The 17,603-nt window shown below is 71.8% G+C and carries 18 protein-coding genes; 5 read left to right on the top strand and 13 right to left on the bottom strand.

Going from position 1 to position 17,603, the window contains the following annotated elements:
• Positions 1-55: 55 nt before the first annotated feature.
• Positions 56-673, bottom strand: coding sequence for a TetR/AcrR family transcriptional regulator (locus tag D0Z08_RS22615; protein ID WP_118927544.1), 618 nt, complete (start codon positions 671-673; stop codon positions 56-58).
• A complete protein-coding gene (locus D0Z08_RS22610) occupies positions 670-1,650 on the bottom strand; it encodes a phosphotriesterase family protein (RefSeq protein WP_118927543.1) in 981 nt (326 codons plus the stop codon). Before D0Z08_RS22610 ends, D0Z08_RS22615 begins: the two co-directional genes overlap by 4 nt.
• A gap of 48 nt (positions 1,651-1,698) precedes the next feature.
• Between D0Z08_RS22610 and D0Z08_RS22605 the strand changes: the two genes are divergently transcribed.
• Positions 1,699-2,463, top strand: coding sequence for a lysophospholipid acyltransferase family protein (locus D0Z08_RS22605; protein WP_118927542.1), 765 nt, complete (start codon positions 1,699-1,701; stop codon positions 2,461-2,463).
• Positions 2,464-2,469: 6 nt separating this feature from the next.
• Positions 2,470-4,035 (top strand): patatin-like phospholipase family protein, encoded by a 1,566-nt coding sequence (locus D0Z08_RS22600; protein ID WP_118927541.1) that lies wholly within the window; start codon positions 2,470-2,472, stop codon positions 4,033-4,035.
• Here the strand turns inward: D0Z08_RS22600 and D0Z08_RS22595 are convergent.
• A complete protein-coding gene (locus tag D0Z08_RS22595; RefSeq protein ID WP_118927540.1) occupies positions 4,028-4,621 on the bottom strand; it encodes a hypothetical protein in 594 nt (197 codons plus the stop codon). The genes D0Z08_RS22600 and D0Z08_RS22595 overlap by 8 nt on opposite strands.
• Positions 4,622-4,646: 25 nt before the next feature.
• Between D0Z08_RS22595 and D0Z08_RS22590 the strand changes: the two genes are divergently transcribed.
• Positions 4,647-5,423 carry an SDR family NAD(P)-dependent oxidoreductase gene (locus tag D0Z08_RS22590; protein WP_118927539.1) on the top strand — a complete coding sequence of 259 codons (777 nt, stop codon included), beginning with the start codon at positions 4,647-4,649 and terminating at the stop codon, positions 5,421-5,423.
• A 34-nt stretch (positions 5,424-5,457) separates the two neighbouring features.
• Here D0Z08_RS22590 and D0Z08_RS22585 read toward each other — a convergent pair whose 3' ends face one another.
• From D0Z08_RS22585 to D0Z08_RS22545, 9 genes are all read right to left on the bottom strand, one after another.
• Positions 5,458-6,684: a serine/threonine-protein kinase gene (locus D0Z08_RS22585; protein WP_182481440.1), complete on the bottom strand. Its 1,227-nt coding sequence runs from the start codon at positions 6,682-6,684 to the stop codon at positions 5,458-5,460.
• 77 nt (positions 6,685-6,761) lie between these two features.
• Entirely contained in the window at positions 6,762-7,400 is a 639-nt protein-coding gene (locus D0Z08_RS22580) for a TetR/AcrR family transcriptional regulator (protein WP_220454304.1), read from the bottom strand.
• Complete coding sequence (locus D0Z08_RS22575; protein ID WP_118927537.1) at positions 7,397-8,434, bottom strand: NADP-dependent oxidoreductase; 1,038 nt, start codon at positions 8,432-8,434, stop codon at positions 7,397-7,399. Before D0Z08_RS22575 ends, D0Z08_RS22580 begins: the two co-directional genes overlap by 4 nt.
• Positions 8,431-9,540, bottom strand: a complete 1,110-nt coding sequence (locus tag D0Z08_RS22570) for an acyl-CoA dehydrogenase family protein (RefSeq protein WP_118927536.1) — start codon at positions 9,538-9,540, stop codon at positions 8,431-8,433. The genes D0Z08_RS22575 and D0Z08_RS22570 overlap by 4 nt, the downstream gene beginning before the upstream one ends.
• Positions 9,537-10,727 carry an acyl-CoA dehydrogenase family protein gene (locus D0Z08_RS22565; protein ID WP_118927535.1) on the bottom strand — a complete coding sequence of 397 codons (1,191 nt, stop codon included), beginning with the start codon at positions 10,725-10,727 and terminating at the stop codon, positions 9,537-9,539. Before D0Z08_RS22565 ends, D0Z08_RS22570 begins: the two co-directional genes overlap by 4 nt.
• Complete coding sequence (locus D0Z08_RS22560; protein WP_118927534.1) at positions 10,724-11,968, bottom strand: acyl-CoA dehydrogenase family protein; 1,245 nt, start codon at positions 11,966-11,968, stop codon at positions 10,724-10,726. Before D0Z08_RS22560 ends, D0Z08_RS22565 begins: the two co-directional genes overlap by 4 nt.
• Before the next feature lie 13 nt (positions 11,969-11,981).
• On the bottom strand, positions 11,982-13,022 hold the full coding sequence (locus D0Z08_RS22555; protein ID WP_118927533.1) for a phosphotransferase family protein: 1,041 nt from the start codon (positions 13,020-13,022) through the stop codon (positions 11,982-11,984).
• Complete coding sequence (locus D0Z08_RS22550; protein ID WP_118927532.1) at positions 13,019-14,014, bottom strand: NADPH:quinone oxidoreductase family protein; 996 nt, start codon at positions 14,012-14,014, stop codon at positions 13,019-13,021. The genes D0Z08_RS22555 and D0Z08_RS22550 overlap by 4 nt, the downstream gene beginning before the upstream one ends.
• On the bottom strand, positions 14,014-14,799 hold the full coding sequence (locus D0Z08_RS22545; RefSeq protein ID WP_118927531.1) for an SDR family oxidoreductase: 786 nt from the start codon (positions 14,797-14,799) through the stop codon (positions 14,014-14,016). The genes D0Z08_RS22550 and D0Z08_RS22545 overlap by 1 nt, the downstream gene beginning before the upstream one ends.
• Positions 14,800-14,947: 148 nt before the next feature.
• Here D0Z08_RS22545 and D0Z08_RS22540 point away from each other — a divergent pair, with 148 nt between their 5' ends.
• Positions 14,948-15,568 carry a TetR/AcrR family transcriptional regulator gene (locus D0Z08_RS22540; protein ID WP_118927530.1) on the top strand — a complete coding sequence of 207 codons (621 nt, stop codon included), beginning with the start codon at positions 14,948-14,950 and terminating at the stop codon, positions 15,566-15,568.
• A 14-nt stretch (positions 15,569-15,582) separates the two neighbouring features.
• Here D0Z08_RS22540 and D0Z08_RS22535 read toward each other — a convergent pair whose 3' ends face one another.
• Positions 15,583-16,347 carry an SDR family NAD(P)-dependent oxidoreductase gene (locus D0Z08_RS22535; RefSeq protein ID WP_118927529.1) on the bottom strand — a complete coding sequence of 255 codons (765 nt, stop codon included), beginning with the start codon at positions 16,345-16,347 and terminating at the stop codon, positions 15,583-15,585.
• A gap of 95 nt (positions 16,348-16,442) precedes the next feature.
• Here D0Z08_RS22535 and D0Z08_RS22530 point away from each other — a divergent pair, with 95 nt between their 5' ends.
• A complete protein-coding gene (locus D0Z08_RS22530) occupies positions 16,443-17,600 on the top strand; it encodes an acyl-CoA dehydrogenase family protein (protein WP_118927528.1) in 1,158 nt (385 codons plus the stop codon).
• Positions 17,601-17,603: the final 3 nt, after the last annotated feature.

The following is a 17,603-nucleotide window of genomic DNA, read 5'->3' as shown; positions in this document are numbered from 1 at the left end:
GACTCTGCACGGAGTATCGCCGCAATCGACACCAGTGTCTAGACAGAGGTGTCGATTAGGCGTCGGGCATCCGGGTCACGCCCGCGACGCCGTTCCAGACCAGGTCGAACACCGCCCGCTCCACCACCGCGCGGGGGATCTCCGGATGGGCGCTCCACCACCGCATGACCTGGGCCGCGCCGCCGAACAGCAGCTCGGCCATGACCTGGGTCCGCGGGTGGTCCAGGTCCAGCCCGAGCTCGTCGATCTCCTCGGCGAACAGGAGCAGGGCGGTCTGGCGACCCATCTCCTCCATCGTGGCGAGGACCTCGGCCACCTCGGGGTCCGTGTCCTCGACCTGGGTGAAGATGATCTTCCAGGACCTCGGGTTGTCCTCCGCGAACCGGATCAGCGCTCCGATCACGGCCCGGGCGCGGTCCTCGTGGGCGTCCGCCTCGGCCGCGGCCGGGGCGACGTACTTGAGGACCTGCGTCAGCAGCGACTCGAGCACGGCGATGAACAGGTCGTTCTTCGCCGGGAAGTAGTAGTAGAGCACCGTCCGGGTGACCCCGGCCGCCGTGGCGATCTCGCCGACCGACGCCGAGTAGCCGCGCTCCGAGAAGACCTCGAGCGCCGCGGCGAGGATCTTCTCGCGGCGTTCTGGCGCGGGCAGCCGGCTCTGCTTCGAGGTCATGCGCCCTCGAGGAAGCGACGAGGTACGTCGACCAGCATCGTGTCGATCTGCTCCTGGGTGGCACCGTGCTCGAGCACATAGGGGAACACGTCCTCGAACAGGTGCGTGTAGTGCCACTGCGAGAGGAACGCCATCACGTTCGGGTCGACCCAGTCGATGTAGCAGGACGCGTCCTGGGAGAGCACCATCCGCTCGCCGTACCCGCGGCGGAGCATCTCGAGCAGCGTGTCGGCGCGCGCCTCGAACGTCGTGTCGAGGTTGATCCCGAACCGGTCCATCCCGAGCACGAAGCCTGCATCCGCCAGCGCGGAGATGTGGTCGCAGTCGGTCGTGTCGCCGCTGTGGCCGAGCACGATCCGGCCCGGATCCACGCCCTCCTCGTCGCACATCACCCGCTTGACCTCGAGCCCGGACTGCTCGCCGGGATGAGTGTGGACGGTGATCGGCACGCCGGTCGCGAGGTGCGCCTTGGCGACCGCGCGCATCACCCGCTCCACCCCGGGCGTCATCCCCTGGTGGTCGATGGCGCACTTGAGCATCCCGGCGCGGACCCCGGTGCCCGCGATGCCGTCGCGGATGTCGCTGACGAACATGTCCACCATCGGGTCCGGCAGCTCCGAGCCGAGCACCTCGTTGAGCGCCGGCCCGCGATAGCTGAAGAACCTCGGCGCGTCGTTGTAGGTGTAGACGCCGGTCGCGACGACCAGGTTGATCGGCACCTGCTCCATGATCCGCTGGATCCGCGGGATGTAGCGGCCCAGCCCCACGACGGTCGGATCGACGATGGTGCGGACGCCGGCGTCGTACGCCTTCTGCAGCCGTTGTACGGCGTCCGCGACCCGCGTGTCCTCGTCCCCCCACTCCTCGGGGTAGTTCGCGTGCACGTCGGGAGTGAGGATGAAGACGTGCTCGTGCATGAGGGTGGCGCCGAGGTCGGCGGTGTCCACCGGCCCCCGGACGGTCTGGATCTCGGCCATGCTTCACCCAAGCACCCGGGCCGAGCGCGCCGCTACGCTTCGCCCATCATGGACATCACCTATCCGATCACCATCGCGCTCGCCAAGACCTGGTTCCGGGTCGCGGACATGAAGATCAACATGACCGGGACCGAGCACATCCCCCGCGAGGGTGGAGCCCTGCTGGCGATCAACCACCTGTCGTACGTCGACTACCTGATGGCCGGCTACCCGGGCGAGAAGCAGGGGCGGCTGACCCGGTTCATGGCGAAGCGGGAGGTCTTCGACCACCCGATCGGCGGGCCCGTGATGCGTTCGTTCAAGCACATCAGCGTCGACCGGTCCGCCGGCCTGGAGTCGATGGAGCGCGCCGAGGAGGCCATCCGTGCGGGCGAGGTCGTCGGGATCTTCCCCGAGAGCACGATCTCGCAGAGCTTCCTGATCAAGGAGCTGAAGACCGGCGCGGTGCGGATCGCCGCCCGCGCCGACGCACCGCTGATCCCCGTGGTGCTCTGGGGCACCCACCGGATCCTCACCAAGGGCCGCAAGGCCGACCTGTCGCGGCACCAGCGCATCGACATCGAGGTCGGCGAGCCGATGTACCCCACCGGCGAGGACCCGATCGCGGAGACGGCCGAGCTGCGGTCACGGATGGAGGCGATGCTCGACCGGCTGATCCTCGCGACGCCGGCGGAGGAGCGCCCCGAGGGAGCCTGGTGGCTGCCGAAGCAGTACGGCGGCTCGGCGCCCACGATCGAGGAGGCGGCTGCGGCGTACGCCGAGGAGCGCCGGCTCCGGGCCCAGCGCAAGGCGGCAGCCCGCAAGAAGGGGTAGGCGCCCATGGACGACCAGCTCCTCCTGCAGCAGATGGAGCGCGCACTCGTGCGCGCCCATGTCGACGAGCCGGACGTGCTCACGACGGAGGAGCTGCGCCGGCTGCGCTACCTGATCTCGTTCGCCCGGCTGACGGTGTTCGAGCCCGGCGCCGCCGGTCCGCGGGCCGCAAGCGGACGCGGCGACATCGACGTCACCGACGAGCTCCTCCCCTGGCGCCAGCGCGTCGTCGACGAGCTGACCGGACCGCTGCGCCACGAGGGCCTGCCCGCCGGCCGGCTGGCGCGCGCCCGGGACGCGCTGGCCGCGCTCGAGCCGGAGATGGACGAGCAGCGGCGCCAGCTGATCGAGAACCATCGCAACGACTTCTCCGAGGCCGAGCTCGACGCCGAGGTCGGCTGCAAGAGCCTGGTGCTGATCCTCGGCGGTGGCGGCGGCGCCGGCTTCGTCTACGTCGGGGCGGCCCAGCGGTTCGTCGAAGCCGGACTGGTGCCTGACTACCTCGTCGGCGGGTCGATCGGCGCGGTCCTCGGCAGTGTCTTCGCGCGCCAGCTGCCGATCCCGTTCGAGGACTACATCGAGTTCGCTCGTTCGCTGACCTATCGCGCCCTCCTCGGGCCGGAGCCGCTCCGCCGCCGGCACGGGCTGACCAGCGTGCTGTCGCTGCGCTTCGACGAGTACGCCGCCGCCATGTTCGAGGGCCCGGACGGGCGCCCACTTCGGATGAAGGACACCGCGATCCCGTTCGACACCGTCGTGTCCGGGGTGCACCGCGAGATCTTCAAGCGACTCCCGGCGTCCTTCCGCCGGCAGGAGCTGGCCGCGATGCAGCTCCGCTCGCTCCCGGTGCGGCCGATCGGGCTCGGGCCGCAGGTCGTCCGTCGACTCTGGCAGGTCGCCTCCTTCATCGACACCCGGATGGTGAAGCCGCTCGTCCTCGGCGGCGACAAGCTCACCCGCGAGCTCAACATCGTCGACGCCGCGTCGTTCTCCGCCGCGATCCCGGGCGTGCTGCACCACGAGACCAACGACCCGGCGATGGTCCCGCTGCTCGACGACTTCCTCGCCATCAAGGACGTGTCCGCCCTGGTCGACGGGGTCGCGGCGAGCAACGTGCCCGCCGAGCAGGCATGGATCAAGGTCCAGCGCGGGCGCCTCGGCACCCGGAACGCGACGTACCTCGCCCTCGACTGCTTCCACCCGCAGCTCGACCCGCGCCACCTGTGGCTCACGCCCATCACCCGCGCGGTGAACCTGCAGATGGTGCGGAACGCGCCGTACTGCGACTACCTGCTCGAGACCGCGCCGACGCTGTCGCCGCTGACGCTCGCCCCCAACGCCGCGGCCCTGGACCAGGCGATCGCCTGGGGGCGCGCCTCGGCCGAGGAGGCGATCCCGTTCGTCCTTGCGATGCAGGAGCCGGTGTGGTGGGAGGGCGACGCGCCGTCGTACGAGAAGGCCGGTCTCAGCGCGGTGATCCGCGGCAAGGCGCCGTCGATGAAGCCCCTGATCGAGGCCGCGCGCATGTCACGGGCGCGGCTCCGGGGCTGGCGGGACCGCCACTTCACGTGACGCGTCGGACCGGGCAGCTCGACACGTCCGCCTGGTCCGCGTAGAGCGGCAGCTCCTCGATCGTGCTCTTCAGCTCGTCCGGGCTGCCGAAAAGTCGGGCCGGGTCGAGGTAGACGTCCTCGGCGAAGAACTCGCTCACGATCGCCCGGACAGGCGGCGACCCGGCGGTCAGGGTGCGGGCGACGGCATCGCGGACGTAGCCCTGCCGGAGCGGGTGCAGCCGCGCGGACGACGGCGTGTGGATCATGTGCCAGCCGTGGAAGAACTCCTCCTCCGACAACCGTGCCGGCTTGGGGAACCAGGTGAAGTGGGTCAGCCAGTCGCCTGGCGGAGCGACCTTCGGCACCGACTCGGTCACCAGGTAGGCGTCGCCGGGGACCTGCGCGACGACGTCGGGCCACACGTCCACCGAGTCGACCCAGATCTCCGCAACGCCCCTCAGCGCAGGACCATCGCCGAGAAGCAGGGTCGCGCCCGGGAGGTCGGCGGCGACCGACACCTGCAGCGAGCGGAGTCCCGGTACGTCGAGACCGGGCGCGCTCGCAGCCACGGCGTCGTCCCACATCAGCAGATCGATCTTCTCCATAGTAGAACGTGTTCTAGTCTGCTCCGTGGCGGGTGTCAACGTGCTCGCCGTACTCACCGAGGAGATCGCCATGACCGAACCGTCCCGCGCACAGCGCTTCACCGACCGTCGGGTCGTCGTCACCGGCGCGGCCGGGGGCCTCGGCCTGGTCGTCGCAGCACTGTTCCGCGCCGAGGGCGCACACGTGGTCGGCACCGACGTGGTGCCGGGCGACGACATCGTCACCTGCGACCTCTCCGACGACGGGGCCCGCGACGGGTTCGTGGCCGACGTGCTCGCCGACCTCGGCGGCCTCGACGTCCTGTGCAACGTCGCGGGGGTCCAGCAGTTCGCCGAGCTCGGCACGATCACCGCCGCAGCGCTGCGACGCGCGTTCGACGTCAACGCGCTGGCGCCCCTCCTGCTCGCGCAGGGGTTCGCCGACGCCCTCGTCGAGAGCAAGGGCAACGTCGTCTCGGTCGCGTCGATCTCCGCGGTGATGGGCCAGCCCTACAACGCGCCGTACTGCGCCTCCAAGGCCGCCCTCCTGCTGGGGATGCGCTCGCTCGCGGTCGAGCTCGGCACCAAGGGCGTGCGGGTCAACTGCGTGTCCCCCGGTGGCATCGACACCCCGCTGATCCACGCGGCCGCCGCCGGCCTGCCGGCGTCGGTCGACTGGAATCTGATCGCCAAGAGCCAGTCCGTCATGCCCGGCTTCATGCCCCCGGCCGAGGTCGCCGAGAGCCTGCTCTTCCTTGCGTCGGACGCCGCGGCGTCGGTCACCGGGGCGAACCTGGTGGTCGACCGCGGCGTCGTCTGGTGACGGTCCGACCACACCCTCGGGAGGCCGGCGGGCGCTAGCCCTTCCCCTTGCCGCCCTTGCCCTTCCCCTTGCCGCCGCCCTTGTCCTTGTCCTTCTTCTTGTCCTTCTTGCCCTTCCCCCCGCCGCCCTCGCCCTCGCCTTCCTCGGTGTCGGTCACGACCGGCTCGCTGGCGGTCGTGGTGTCCGACTCCCGGGGCTCCGGCTCGGTGCTGGCGGAGGTCGCGGGCGTGGTGGCCGGGTCGTCGGGCGTCTCGTCGCCGCCGCCCAGCACGGCCCCACCCACCGCCAGTGCGACGACGACGAGAGCGACGGCGACCACAGCGCCGACGGCCTTGGCGGGGCCGGAGAGGCCGACCGGGCCGGCGGCACCGTCGGGGAGTCGCTCCGTCGGTACGTCGTCCTGGGTCACCGACGACGGTGCCGGCGTGGGCTCGAGGACCTGCGTGGCGGTTGGCACGGCGAGCGCGGCGGAAGGAGCGGTCGAGGCGAGGGCCCGGATCCGCTCCGCGGCAGCGCCTGCGGTCGGACGCTCGCCCGGATCCGTCGCGGTCATGGCGGCGAGCAGCCCGCGCCAGTCGTCGGGGAGGTCGTCCGGGACGGCAGGAGACCGGTGCAGCCGGGCGAGCGCAGCCTCCATCTGCGTCCCGGTGAAGGCGCGCTCCCCGGTGAGGGCCTCGAGCAGGACCAGTCCGAGCGAGTAGACGTCGGTCGGCGGGCCCACCGCCGCGCCCCGGACCTGCTCGGGCGACACGTACGCAGGGGTCCCGACGGTCATCCCGGTCCGGGTGTGCCGCACCGTGTCACCGATCAGGCGGGCGATTCCGAAGTCGGCCAGCTTGGCGCCGCCCTGGCCGAGGAGGACGTTGGCCGGCTTGACGTCGCGATGGACCACGCCCTGCTCGTGTGCGTAGGCGATGGCCGACGCCAGCTGGTCCCCGATCACCGCGACCTGGTCGAGCGGCAGCGCCCCGTCACGGAGCACGGCGGCGAGGGTGGGCCCCTCTACGAGCTCCATCACGATGTAGGGCTGCGCGTCGGCGACGCCGACGTCGAGCACGGTCACCAGGCCGGGGTGGGACAGCCGCGCGAGCGTCGTGGCCTCGCCCATGAACCTGCTCCGGTCGGCGTCGTCCACCGTGTCCCGCAGGATCTTCACGGCGACGTCGCGGTCGAGCACCGGGTCCCGCGCTCGCCGTATGTCGGCGACGCCGCCACGTCCGAGCACGTCGCCGAGTCGATAACGGTCACCCAGGACGGTCACGGTTCCGTCGGCCTTCCCGCCGCGCGGTCGACCGCCGCCATCGCCAGCGGGTCGGGTGCGTCGCTCATGGCCGCAGCCTAGGGGCAGCGGGGAGCGGCCGGCCGCAGCGAGTCGAGCAGCAGCGTCGCGAACTCGTGCCCGACCGCGACCGGGTCCAGCCCGCGCTCGGGTCGCCACCACATCGGCAGGTGGTGGACGGCGCCGAAGAAGTAGTCGACGACCAGGTCGGCGTCCACGTCGTCACGGAACGCACCCTCGGCCTGGCCGTCGAGGATCAGCTGCCGGAACATGTCGTGGTAGCGGCGACGCTGCTCCCGGACCTCCCGATCGTGAGCCGCGTTGAGCAGGTGCAGGGACCGGAAGAACGTCGTCGTGCTCGGCAGGTTCTCGATCGTCGTGCCCACGACGTCGGCGGCCGCGCCCGACACCCGCTCGGCGACCGGGGCGTCGGCGCCGACGAACGACTCGAGCCGGGACAGCTGCATCCGGAGCACGCGGGCGTAGATCTCGGCGAGCAGGTCGTCCTTGGACCCGAAGTAGTGGTACATCGCGCCCTTGGTCACCCCGGCGGCGGCGACGACGTCCTGGACCGAGGTGCGCTCGAAACCCTTCTCCGCGAACAGCTCCAGGGCCACCTCGACCAGTCGCTCCGGCACGGTCCGGCCGTCGACGCGCGCCGGTGGCCGGCCGATCCGCCGACCCTGCGGGCTGGTCACGGATCGACGGTCGGGTCGTCGCCGACCTGGACCAGCAGCTTGCCGAGGTAGGCGCCACGAAGGAGCCCGCGGAAGGCCTCGGGCGCGTTCTCGAGGCCGTCGACGACGTCCTCCTGGTAGCGCACCACGCCGTCGCGGACCCAGCCGGACATGTCGCTCAGGAACGCCTCCTGATGGGTCGGCACGAACTCGTCCTGGATGAAGCCCCGCACCGTGAGGCTCAACGTGAGGATCCGGCGCAGGAAGGCGGGGAACTGGTCCGGGCCCTCGGGTGCCGCCGTGGCGTTGTACCAGGCGACCACGCCGCAGACGGGGATCCGGGCGAACCGGTTGAGCCGGCGGAGCACCGCCTCGGTCACGTGACCACCGACGTTCTCGAAGTAGACGTCGATCCCGTCGGGGGTGGCCGCCGCGAGGTCCTCGACGAAGGTGGGCGATCGGTGGTCGACCGCAGCGTCGAAGCCCAGCTCGTCGACGAGCACCCGGCACTTCTCCGGACCGCCGGCGATGCCCACGGCGCGTGCGCCCTTGACCCGGGCGATCTGGCCGACCGCGGAGCCGACCGGCCCGGTCGCCGCCGCGACGACGACCGTCTCCCCCGGCTGGGGGCGCCCGATCTCGAGGAGGCCGCCGTACGCCGTGAAGCCCGGCATGCCGAGGACGCCGAGCGCCGTCGAGACGGGTGCGGCCTCCGGGTCGAGACGCCGGGTGTGCCGGGCGGGCACGACCGCATGGGTCTGCCAGCCGGTGTAGGCGAGGACGACGTCGCCGACCGCCCGATCGGGCGAGCGCGACGCGACCACCTCGCACACCGTCGCCCCGACCATGACCTCGCCGAGAGCGACCGGTTCGGCGTACGACTTGGCGGTGCTCATCCGGCCCCGCATGTAGGGGTCGAGGGACAGGTAGATCGTGCGCAGCAGCACCTGGCCGTCCGCGAGCTCCGGCAGCTCGACGGTGACGGTCTCGTAGGCGTCGTCGCCCGGCTCGCCGACCGGGTAGGCGGCCAGCCGGATCTGCGTGCTCGTCGTCATGCGCTCGCTCCCGGGAGGTCCACGAGCTCGGCGAGCCGGGTGCGGTGCGCGCCGGGCGTGCCGAGCGCGACCTGGTCGGCCTTGGCCCGCTTGAGGTAGAGGTGCGCGGGGTGCTCCCAGGTCATCCCGATGCCGCCGTGCAGCTGGACCGCCTCCTCCGCCGCGTGGACGGCGACGTCGCTGCAGTAGCTCTGCGCGACGCAGGTCGCGACCACCAGGTCAGGGTCGTCCGCGGCCAGTGCGGCAGCGGCGTTGACCGCAGCGGCCGAGGCGGACTCGACCTCGGTGAAGAGGTCCGCGAGCCGGTGCTTGAGTGCCTGGAAGCCGCCGACGACCCGGCCGAACTGGGGGCGCACCTTGAGGTAGGCGACGGTCTCCTCCAGGCACCAGCGGGCGAGGCCGGCCTGCTCCGAGGCCAGCAGCGCGGCACCTGCCTGCAGGGCACGGCGTACGGCGGGCTCGCCCTCGTCGAGCACGAGCGTCACCTCCGCGCCGTCGAGCGTGACGTCGGCGAGCTGGCGGGTCATGTCCAGCGAGACCACGGGGACGACGGACGCCGCTGATGCGCCGACCACCCCGAGCGCCGGCCCGGCGTCGGTCGCGACCAGCACCAGCAGGGTGTCGGCCTCGAGGACGCCGGCGACGCTGGTGACCGAGCCGCTCACCCGACCGGCACCGTCGGTGCCGAGCACCGGAAGCGGGTCCTGCGGGCCGGCCGACAGGGGCACGAGCAGCGTCGCCGTCCGCTCCCCGGCCGCCAGCTCCGCCAGCAGGTCACCGTCGGTGTCGAGGAGCGCCGTTGTCGCGATCACCGCACTGGTCAGGAACGGCACCGGCGCGGCGGCGCGGCCCAGCTCCTCGAGGACCACGGCCGCCTCGCGCGCGCTGGCGCCGGCACCCCCGCGGTCCTCGGGGACGAGCAGGCCGGCGAGGCCGAGCTCCCGGGTCAGCGACTGCCAGAGCGGAGTCACGACGGCCCGGTCGCCGTCGTACACCGCGGTCACGGCGGCGGCGTCGCACCGGGCGTCCAGCAGGCCGCGGACGGTGGCCCGCAGGTCCGCCTCGACCTCCGTGGGCAGCAGGTCGAGCACGGGGGGCTGGCTCATCGTGCGGTCTCCTTCCAGGGCCGGTCCTTGTCGACGCGGTGCTCGCCGGGCAGGCCGAGGACCCGCTCGGCGACGATGTTGCGCAGGATCTCCGAGGTGCCGCCCTCGATCGAGTTCCCCTTGGCGCGCAGGTAGCGGTAGCCCGCATCGCGGCCGGTGAAGTCCACGCGGTCGGGACGGACCTGGGTCCAGCCCTGGTCGCTCTCGTAGCGCAGCGCGTCCTCCCGCAGCAGCTCCACCTCGAGGCCGGACGCCTGCTGGGCGATCCGGGCGAACGTCAGCTTCATCGCCGCACCCTCGGGACCGGGCTGGCCCTGGGCGAGCTTCTGGCGAAGCCGCTGGCCGGTGAGGCGGAACACCTCGCTGTCGACCCAGAGGCGGAGCAGCCGGTCGTGCAGGTCGGGAGTACGACGATCGGGGCGCTCCCGCCAGGTGCGGGAGACGACGCCGATCATCCCGGACTCACGCTCCGAGGCCCTGCCGATCGACACCCGCTCGTTGTTCAGGGTGGCGTTGGCGACCCGCCATCCCTCTCCCTCGGCGCCGAGCCGCTGGCTGTCGGGGACCCGGACGTCGGTCAGGAACACCTCGTTGAACTCGGCCTCACCGGTGATCTGCCGCAGCGGCCGGATCTCGACGCCGGGGTCGGTCATGTCGCAGAGGAAGTAGGTCAGGCCCGCGTGCTTGGGCAGGTCCGGGTCGGTGCGCGCGACGAGGATCGCCAGCCGGGCGTTCTGGGCTCCGGACGTCCACACCTTCTGGCCGTTGACCACCCAGGTGTCGCCGTCGCGGACCGCTCGGGTCGCGACGTTGGCGAGGTCGCTGCCGGCACCCGGCTCGCTGAAGAGCTGGCACCAGACCTCCTCGCCGGTCCACAGCGGGCGCAGGTAGCGCCGCCTCTGCTCGTCGGTGCCGAAGCGGAGGATCGTGGGCGCGGCCATCCCTAGGCCGATGCCGTTCTTCTCCGGGTGGTTGCCGGGTGCGCCGGCCTTCGCCAGCAGGCTGTCGACGACGGCCTGGTGCTCCTGCGGCAGGCCCAGTCCGCCGAGGCCCTCGGGGTACCACACCCACGCCAGGCCGGCGTCGAACCGGGCCCGAAGGAACTCCAGCCGCTCGGTCGCCGCCGGGTCGTGCTCGGCGAGGAGGGCATCGACGCGCTTCTCCAGGTCCGCGACCACGGCGCTCATCCGCGCGCCTCCCGGGCACCCTGCTGCCGGCGGAGCTCCGTGCGGGCAAGGGCGTTCTTGTGCACCTCGTCCGGACCGTCGGCGAACCGCAGGGTCCGGATCCCGGCGATCATGCTGGCGAGCGGGAAGTCCTGCGACAGGCCGCCCGCGCCGTGGGTCTGGATCGCCTTGTCGAGGATCCACTCCACCGTCGCCGGGGTGGCGATCTTGATCGCCTGGATCTCGGTGTGCGCCGCCTTGTTGCCGACGGTGTCCATCAACCAGGCGGCCTTGAGCACGAGCAGCCGCAGCTGCTCGAGCCGCACCCGCGACTCGGCGATCCAGTCCCGGATCACGCCCTGGTCGGACAGGGGCTTGCCGAAGGCGACCCGGTCGTCGGCGCGGGCACACATCAGCTCGATGGCCCGCTCCGCGATGCCGATCGACCGCATGCAGTGGTGGATCCGGCCGGGACCGAGGCGAGCCTGAGCGATGCCGAACCCGTCGCCCTCGCCGCCGATGAGGTTCTCGAGCGGCACCCGGACGTCGGTGAAGGACAGCTCGGCGTGCCCGCCGTGCTCGCGGTCGTCGTACCCCAGCACCTTCATGCCGCGGTGGATCTCGAAGCCCGGGGTGTCCCGCTCGACGAGGATCATCGACTGCTGCCGGTGCCGGTCGGCCTCCGGGTCGGTCTTGCCCATGACGATGAAGATCGAGCAGCCCGGGTTCATCGCGCCGGTGATCCACCACTTGCGGCCGTTGAGGACGTACTCGTCGCCGTCGCGCTCGATGCGGGTCGCGATGTTGGTCGCGTCCGAGGACGCCACCGCCGGCTCGGTCATCGCGAAGGCGGAGCGGATCTCGGCCTCCAGCAACGGCTCGAGCCAGCGCTGCTTCTGCTCGGGGGTGCCGAACTGCGACAGGACCTCCATGTTGCCGGTGTCCGGGGCGGCGCAGTTCATGGCGGCCGGAGCGAGATGGATGCTGCGTCCCGAGATCTCGGCGACCGCGGCGTACTGCAGGTTGGTGAGGCCACCGCCCGCAGCGTTGTCAGCGCCGGGGAGGAAGAGGTTCCACAGGCCGCGCTTGCGCGCCTCGGCCCGCAGCTCGCCGAGGACCGGCACCGAGTCCCACGCCCAGTGGTCCTCGAGCTCCTCGAGCTGCTCCTCGAAGACCTTCTCCGCCGGATAGACGTGGTGGTCCATGAACTCGAGCATGCTGGCGCGCAGCTCCTCGGTCCGGCCGTCGTAGGCGAAGTCCATCAGCCCATCTCCTTCATTGGTCCAGTTCCTTCATTGCGTTGAGACCGGCGTCGAGCAGCACGTGGATCGCGTCGCCGACGTGCTCGAAGCCCTCCCCGACCGTCTGGCCGTGCAGGTACCGGTAGTGGATGCCCTCGAGGATCGAGGCGAGCTTGTAGGCCGAGAGGCCGAGGTAGAAGCCGAAGCGGGTCAGGTCGCGCCCGGTCACCGCGGCGTACCGCTCGACGATCTCCGCCTCGGTGAGGAACCCCGTCGCGGCCGACGCGTTCGACACCGCGGTGCTGCCGGAGCCCGAGGGCAGCTCCCCCAGCCGGTGGTAGGTCAGCATCAGCGCCAGGTCGCTGAGCGGATCGCCGAGGGTGGCCATCTCCCAGTCGAGGACGGCGGTCAGCCGGTCCTGGTCGTCGACGAGGACGTTGTCCAGCCGGTAGTCGCCGTGCACGATGCTGACGCCCGACTCGAGGGGTACGTCGGCGACCAGGCGGGAGTAGAGCTCGTCGGCCGCCGGCAGGTCCCGGTTGTACGACGAGTCGAGCTGCTTCTTCCAGCGCGCGACCTGACGGGCGAGGTAGCCCTCCGGCCGGCCGAACTCGCCGAGCCCGACAGCGTGGGGGTCGACCTGGTGCAGGGCGCCGAGGGTGTCGACCAACCGGGTCGCGATCTCCCGGGTGCGGCCGGCCCCGAGCGCCTCGAGCTCCTCGACCGAGCGGTACGGCGTGCCCGCCACGCGCTCCATGACGTAGAACGGGGCGCCGACGACGTCGGTGTCCTCACAGAGGCCGTACGTCCGCGGCACCGGTACGGCGGTCTCGCGCAGCGCGGTCATCACCCGGAACTCCCGGGCCATGTCGTGCGCGGTCGCGAGCACGTGGCCCATCGGTGGGCGGCGGACGATCCACTCCTGGTCCCCGTCGGAGACGACATAGGTCAGGTTGGACTTGCCGCCCGCGATCAGGGTCGCCGCGAGCGCGGGGCCCGCGCCCGGCACGTTCGCGGTGAACCACGTGCCGAGTCGGTCGAGGTCGAGCCCGGGGGTGGCGAGGTCCGCGCTCATCGCCCGACCGCGGCGTCGTACACGACCCGTCCGACGGTCTCGCCGTCCGCCAGCCGTTGCACGCCGGCGGCGACCTCGGCCAGCGGCAGCCGCTCGCTCACCAGGGGGTCGATCAGGCCCTGGTCGGCCAGCTCGGTGAGCGCCCGGTGGCACTCCTGGACGGCGGGCGGGTCGTAGAGGTTGTAGAGGCCCCAGTGCAGGCCGACGATCGAGTAGTTCTTGATCAGCGCGTGGTTGAGGGCGGCGGACTGGATGTCCCCACCGGCGAAGCCGATGACCAGGATCCGGCCCTCGAAGGCGATGCACTTGGTGGACCGTTGGTAGGTCTCGCCCCCGACGGGGTCGTAGACGACGTCGGCGCCACGACCATCGGTCTCCGCCTTGACCACCTGGACGAAGTCCTCGGTGTGCCGGTCGACGACGAGGTCGGCACCGAGCCGCTTCGCGACGTCCGCCTTCTCCGGTCCGCCGACCACGCCGATGACCCGGGCTCCCGCGGCCTTGCCGAGCTGGATCGCGGCGCTCCCGACGCCCCCGGCCGCGGCGTGCACGAGCAGGGTCTCCCCCGCCTTCAGCCCGGCACGACGGTGCAGGCCGAACCAGCCGGTCTGGTAGCCGATGTAGAGGCTCGAGGCCTGGGCGTCGTCGAGCGACCCCGGCGCGGGGAAGGTGGTGGCGACATCCATCAGCGCCAGCTCGCCGAACCCGCCGGCCGGCATCACGCTCCCGCCGACCACCCGGTCGCCGACCGCGAAGCCGTCGACGTCCGGGCCGAGCGCGAGGACCTCGCCGCAGAGCTCGACGCCCGGCGTGAACGGCAGGTCGGGCCGGACCTGGTAGAGGCCCCGGCACATCAGCGCGTCCGGGAAGTTCGCCGGCGACGCCAGCACCCTGACGACGAGCTGACGTGGCCCGGGCTCCGGGTCGGCGATCTCGACCAGCGTCATCACGTCGGCCGGCTCTCCGAGCCCTGCCACCTGCCATGCCCTCATCAGGACTCCTCCTCCAGATATCGCTGCAGCTTGTTGATGCCGCCGAGCCACCGGTCGGTGTCGGCGGCGCGCCCCCGGTAGTAGTCCCCCACCTCGGGGTGCGGCAGGACCAGGAACCGCCCGTCCTGCAGCGCCTGCCACATCGCCTCGGCGACCTGCTCGGGGGTGATCGCGCCGTCCGCGCTGAGCAGCCGCTCCATCGGGCCGCTGCTGTGGAGCATGTCGGTCTGGACGCCCTGCGGGCAGATCGCGTGGACGACGATGCCGCGGTGCCGGTAGGTCGCCGAGAGCCACTCGGCGAAGGCCACCGCTCCGTGCTTGGTGACGGAGTACGTCGGCGTACCCAACGCGGTCAGCAGGCCGGCGGCGGACGCCGTCACCACGAACGTCCCGCCGCCCCGCTCCAGCCACTCGGGGACGAGCAGCCGGGCAGCGCGGACGTGCGCCATCGTGTTGACGTCCCAGCTCGCAGCCCAGTCGGCCTCCGTCGCCTCGAGCCCGAGGCCGCGGACGATGCCCGCGTTCGCGAACCAGGCGTCGACGGTGCCGAGGTGGTCGCGGGCCGCATCGACGAGGGCGGCGACCCCTGCCTCGGAGGCGGCGTCACCCGGGACGGGATGCGCCCCGATCTCGGTCGCGGCGGCGGCGGTCGCGTCCGGGTCGAGGTCGTTGACCACGACCCGCGCCCCTTCGGCGACGAGGCGGGCCGCCAGGGCCTTCCCGATGCCACGAGCGGCACCGGTGACGACGACGCCCTGGCCCGCCACGGACGTGGGCTCGGGCATCAGCACTTCCTTTCCAACTAAGCGGTTGCTTAGGTACGCTGGCGACTACTCTGCACCAGGCTCGCGACCTCGTCAACGGCCGGGCCACGTCCGCCGAGCTCGACGAGGCGCCTCGACAAGCGCGGCAGGCGAACGGAAGGGAGCACCGATGGGCAGCACGAGCACCGGCGCCGGCAGCGGCGAGCGCAGCCGCGGCGACGACGCCCGCGCCCGGCTCCTCGACTCGGCGGTGAACGCGTTCGCCGAGCGCGGCTACCACGCCACCACCACCCGCGACATCGCCAGCGCGGCCGGCATGAGCCCGGCCGCCGTCTACGTCCACTACCGGACCAAGCACGACCTGCTCGCGCAGATCTCCCTGGCCGGTCACGAGCAGACCCTCGCCCTGATCCAGGAAGCCGTCGCCAGCGCCCCGTCGCCCGCGGACCAGCTCGCGCGGGTCGTCCGGCAGTTCGCGATCCACCACGCCCGCGGCAACACCGGAGCCCGGGTCGTCAACTACGAGCTCTCCTCGCTCGAGCCCGGCCCCGCTGCGGAGGTGCGCGAGCTCCGCCGCGCGATCAGCGCGGAGATCCGCGCGCTGGTCGAGCGCGGCGTGGCCGACGGCAGCTTCGACTGTCCGCAGCCGCGGATCGCCGCGACCGCGATCCTGTCGCTCGGCATCGACGTCGCGCGCTGGTACCGCGAGGACCGCACCTGGTCGCCGGAGGACCTCGGCGACGCGTACGCCGCGATCGCGCTCCGGATCGTCGGGGCGCGGCCCTCGTGAGGACCCAGCCCGGCTCAGGTGACGAGCACCCCACCCTCGACCGGGAGCGTGATCCCGGTGCAGTAGCCGCCGGCGTCGCTGGCGAGGAAGAGCAGCGCTGCGCTGAGCTCCTCGTGGTCGCCGAGCCGGCCGAGCAGGGTGCGCGGCAGCACCTTCTCCTCGACGTACGCGTGGTCGAGCGCGTCGGTCATCTCCGACGCGAAGTAGCCGGGTGCGAGCGCGTTCACCCGGATGCCCTTGCGCGGCGACCACTGCTGGGCGAGGTCGCGGGTCAGCCCGATGACGCCCGCCTTGCTCGCCGCGTACGCCGCCTGCGGCAGCCCCATCGTCGTGAGGCCCAGCACGCTGCTGATGTTGATGATCGAGCTGCCCGGCTTCATCACGCTGCCGGCCGCCTGGGCCATCCAGTAGCTGGCGTTGAGGTTGAGCTCGATGACCGAGCGGAACTGGTCGGGCGTCTCCTTGGTCGCAGGTACGGCGGTGCCGACGCCCGCGTTGTTCACGAGGACGTCCACGCGACCGAACGCCTCCATGGTCGCGTCGATCAGACGGCGGCACTCGTCCGGCTCGGTCACGTCGGTGCGCACGGCGAGCGCCCTGCGGCCGAGCGCCTCCACCCGGGCGACGGTGTCGGCGAGCTTGTCCTCCCGCCGCGCGCCGAGCGCGAGGTCGGCGCCGGCCTCGGCCAGCGCGAGCGCGAAGCTCACCCCGAGCCCGCTCGATGCTCCGGTGACCACGGCCACCTTGCCGTCGAGCCGGAACCTGTCCAGGACTCCCATGTCACTCTCCTCCCAGGCGGCCGGCTCTGCCGACGCAACCGTTAGCAATGTGGGCGATAGTGGCACCCGCACTGCACCATCCAGCAAGGAGCACCATGCAACGCAACGTCTTCGACCAGGACCACGAGAGCTTCCGGAAGACGCTGCGCGCCTTCATCGAGGCCGAGGTCGTGCCCCACTACGACGAGTGGTTCACCGCCGGGATCGTGCCGAAGGAGCTCTACGGCAAGCTGGCGGACCTGGGCCTGTTCGGCATCACGGTCCCCGAGGAGTACGGCGGGGCGGGGCTGGAGACCCACAAGTTCACCGCCATCCAGTACGAGGAGACGGCCCGCGCGGGCGTCAGCTTCGGCGGGTCCGGGGTGCACGTGCTGCTGGCCCTCCCCTACCTGATGATGCTCGCCACCGAGGATCAGAAGCAGCGCTACCTGCCGAGCTTCGTGACGGGCGAGGAGATGTGGGCGCTCGCGATGACCGAGCCCTCCGCCGGCTCCGACCTGGCCGGCATGCGCACCACGGCCAAGCGGTCTGCAGACGGCAGCCACTACGTCCTCAACGGCGCGAAGACCTTCATCACCGGCGGCGTCCACGCCGACCGGGTGATCATCGCCGCCCGCACCAGCCCGCCGAAGGACGACGACCGCCGGTTCGGCATCTCCCTGTTCGCCGTCGACGCGCACTCGCCGGGCTACTCCGTCGGTCGCAAGCTGGACAAGCTCGGACTGAAGACGTCCGACACGGCGGAGCTCGCCTTCGAGGACGTCAAGGTGCCCGCGGAGGACCTGCTGGGCGACGAGGACGAAGGGTTCTCCTACCTCGGCCGCAACCTGCCGTCCGAGCGGTGGGGCATCGCGTACGGCGCCTACGCACAGGCCAGCGCCGCCGTACGTTTCACGCAGCAGTACGTCGAGCAGCGCACCGTCTTCGGCAGCACCGTCGCCTCCTTCCAGAACACGAAGTTCGAGCTCGCCGCCTGCAAGGCGGAGGTCGACGCCGCCGAAGCGGTCGCCGATCGCGCGCTGGAGGCCCTCGACGCCGGCGAGCTGACCGCAGCCGAGGCCGCCTCCGCGAAGCTCTTCTGCACCGAGGTCGCCCACCGGGTCATCGACCGCTGCCTCCAGCTGCACGGCGGCTACGGGTTCATCAACGAGTACCCCATCGCCCGGCTGTACGCCGACAACCGCGTCAACCGCATCTACGGCGGCACCTCCGAGGTGATGAAGATGATCATCGCCAAGGACATGGGCCTCTGAGCG

Source organism: Nocardioides immobilis (assembly GCF_003515065.1).
Classification (GTDB): domain Bacteria; phylum Actinomycetota; class Actinomycetes; order Propionibacteriales; family Nocardioidaceae; genus Nocardioides; species Nocardioides immobilis.
Note: the sequence above shows the minus strand (reverse complement) of the source record. Positions and strands in the feature narration are given on the sequence as shown.

Excerpts from the sequence above, each read along its gene's own strand:
- D0Z08_RS22615 (WP_118927544.1), bottom strand. The coding sequence starts at position 673 with ATGACCTCGAAGCAGAGCCGGCTGCCCGCGCCAGAACGCCGCGAGAAG.
- D0Z08_RS22610 (WP_118927543.1), bottom strand. The coding sequence starts at position 1,650 with ATGGCCGAGATCCAGACCGTCCGGGGGCCGGTGGACACCGCCGACCTC.
- D0Z08_RS22605 (WP_118927542.1), top strand. The coding sequence starts at position 1,699 with ATGGACATCACCTATCCGATCACCATCGCGCTCGCCAAGACCTGGTTC.
- D0Z08_RS22600 (WP_118927541.1), top strand. The coding sequence starts at position 2,470 with ATGGACGACCAGCTCCTCCTGCAGCAGATGGAGCGCGCACTCGTGCGC.
- D0Z08_RS22595 (WP_118927540.1), bottom strand. The coding sequence starts at position 4,621 with ATGGAGAAGATCGATCTGCTGATGTGGGACGACGCCGTGGCTGCGAGC.
- D0Z08_RS22575 (WP_118927537.1), bottom strand. The coding sequence starts at position 8,434 with ATGACGACGAGCACGCAGATCCGGCTGGCCGCCTACCCGGTCGGCGAG.
- D0Z08_RS22570 (WP_118927536.1), bottom strand. The coding sequence starts at position 9,540 with ATGAGCCAGCCCCCCGTGCTCGACCTGCTGCCCACGGAGGTCGAGGCG.
- D0Z08_RS22565 (WP_118927535.1), bottom strand. The coding sequence starts at position 10,727 with ATGAGCGCCGTGGTCGCGGACCTGGAGAAGCGCGTCGATGCCCTCCTC.
- D0Z08_RS22560 (WP_118927534.1), bottom strand. The coding sequence starts at position 11,968 with ATGGACTTCGCCTACGACGGCCGGACCGAGGAGCTGCGCGCCAGCATG.
- D0Z08_RS22555 (WP_118927533.1), bottom strand. The coding sequence starts at position 13,022 with ATGAGCGCGGACCTCGCCACCCCCGGGCTCGACCTCGACCGACTCGGC.
- D0Z08_RS22550 (WP_118927532.1), bottom strand. The coding sequence starts at position 14,014 with ATGAGGGCATGGCAGGTGGCAGGGCTCGGAGAGCCGGCCGACGTGATG.
- D0Z08_RS22545 (WP_118927531.1), bottom strand. The coding sequence starts at position 14,799 with ATGCCCGAGCCCACGTCCGTGGCGGGCCAGGGCGTCGTCGTCACCGGT.
- D0Z08_RS22540 (WP_118927530.1), top strand. The coding sequence starts at position 14,948 with ATGGGCAGCACGAGCACCGGCGCCGGCAGCGGCGAGCGCAGCCGCGGC.
- D0Z08_RS22535 (WP_118927529.1), bottom strand. The coding sequence starts at position 16,347 with ATGGGAGTCCTGGACAGGTTCCGGCTCGACGGCAAGGTGGCCGTGGTC.
- D0Z08_RS22530 (WP_118927528.1), top strand. The coding sequence starts at position 16,443 with ATGCAACGCAACGTCTTCGACCAGGACCACGAGAGCTTCCGGAAGACG.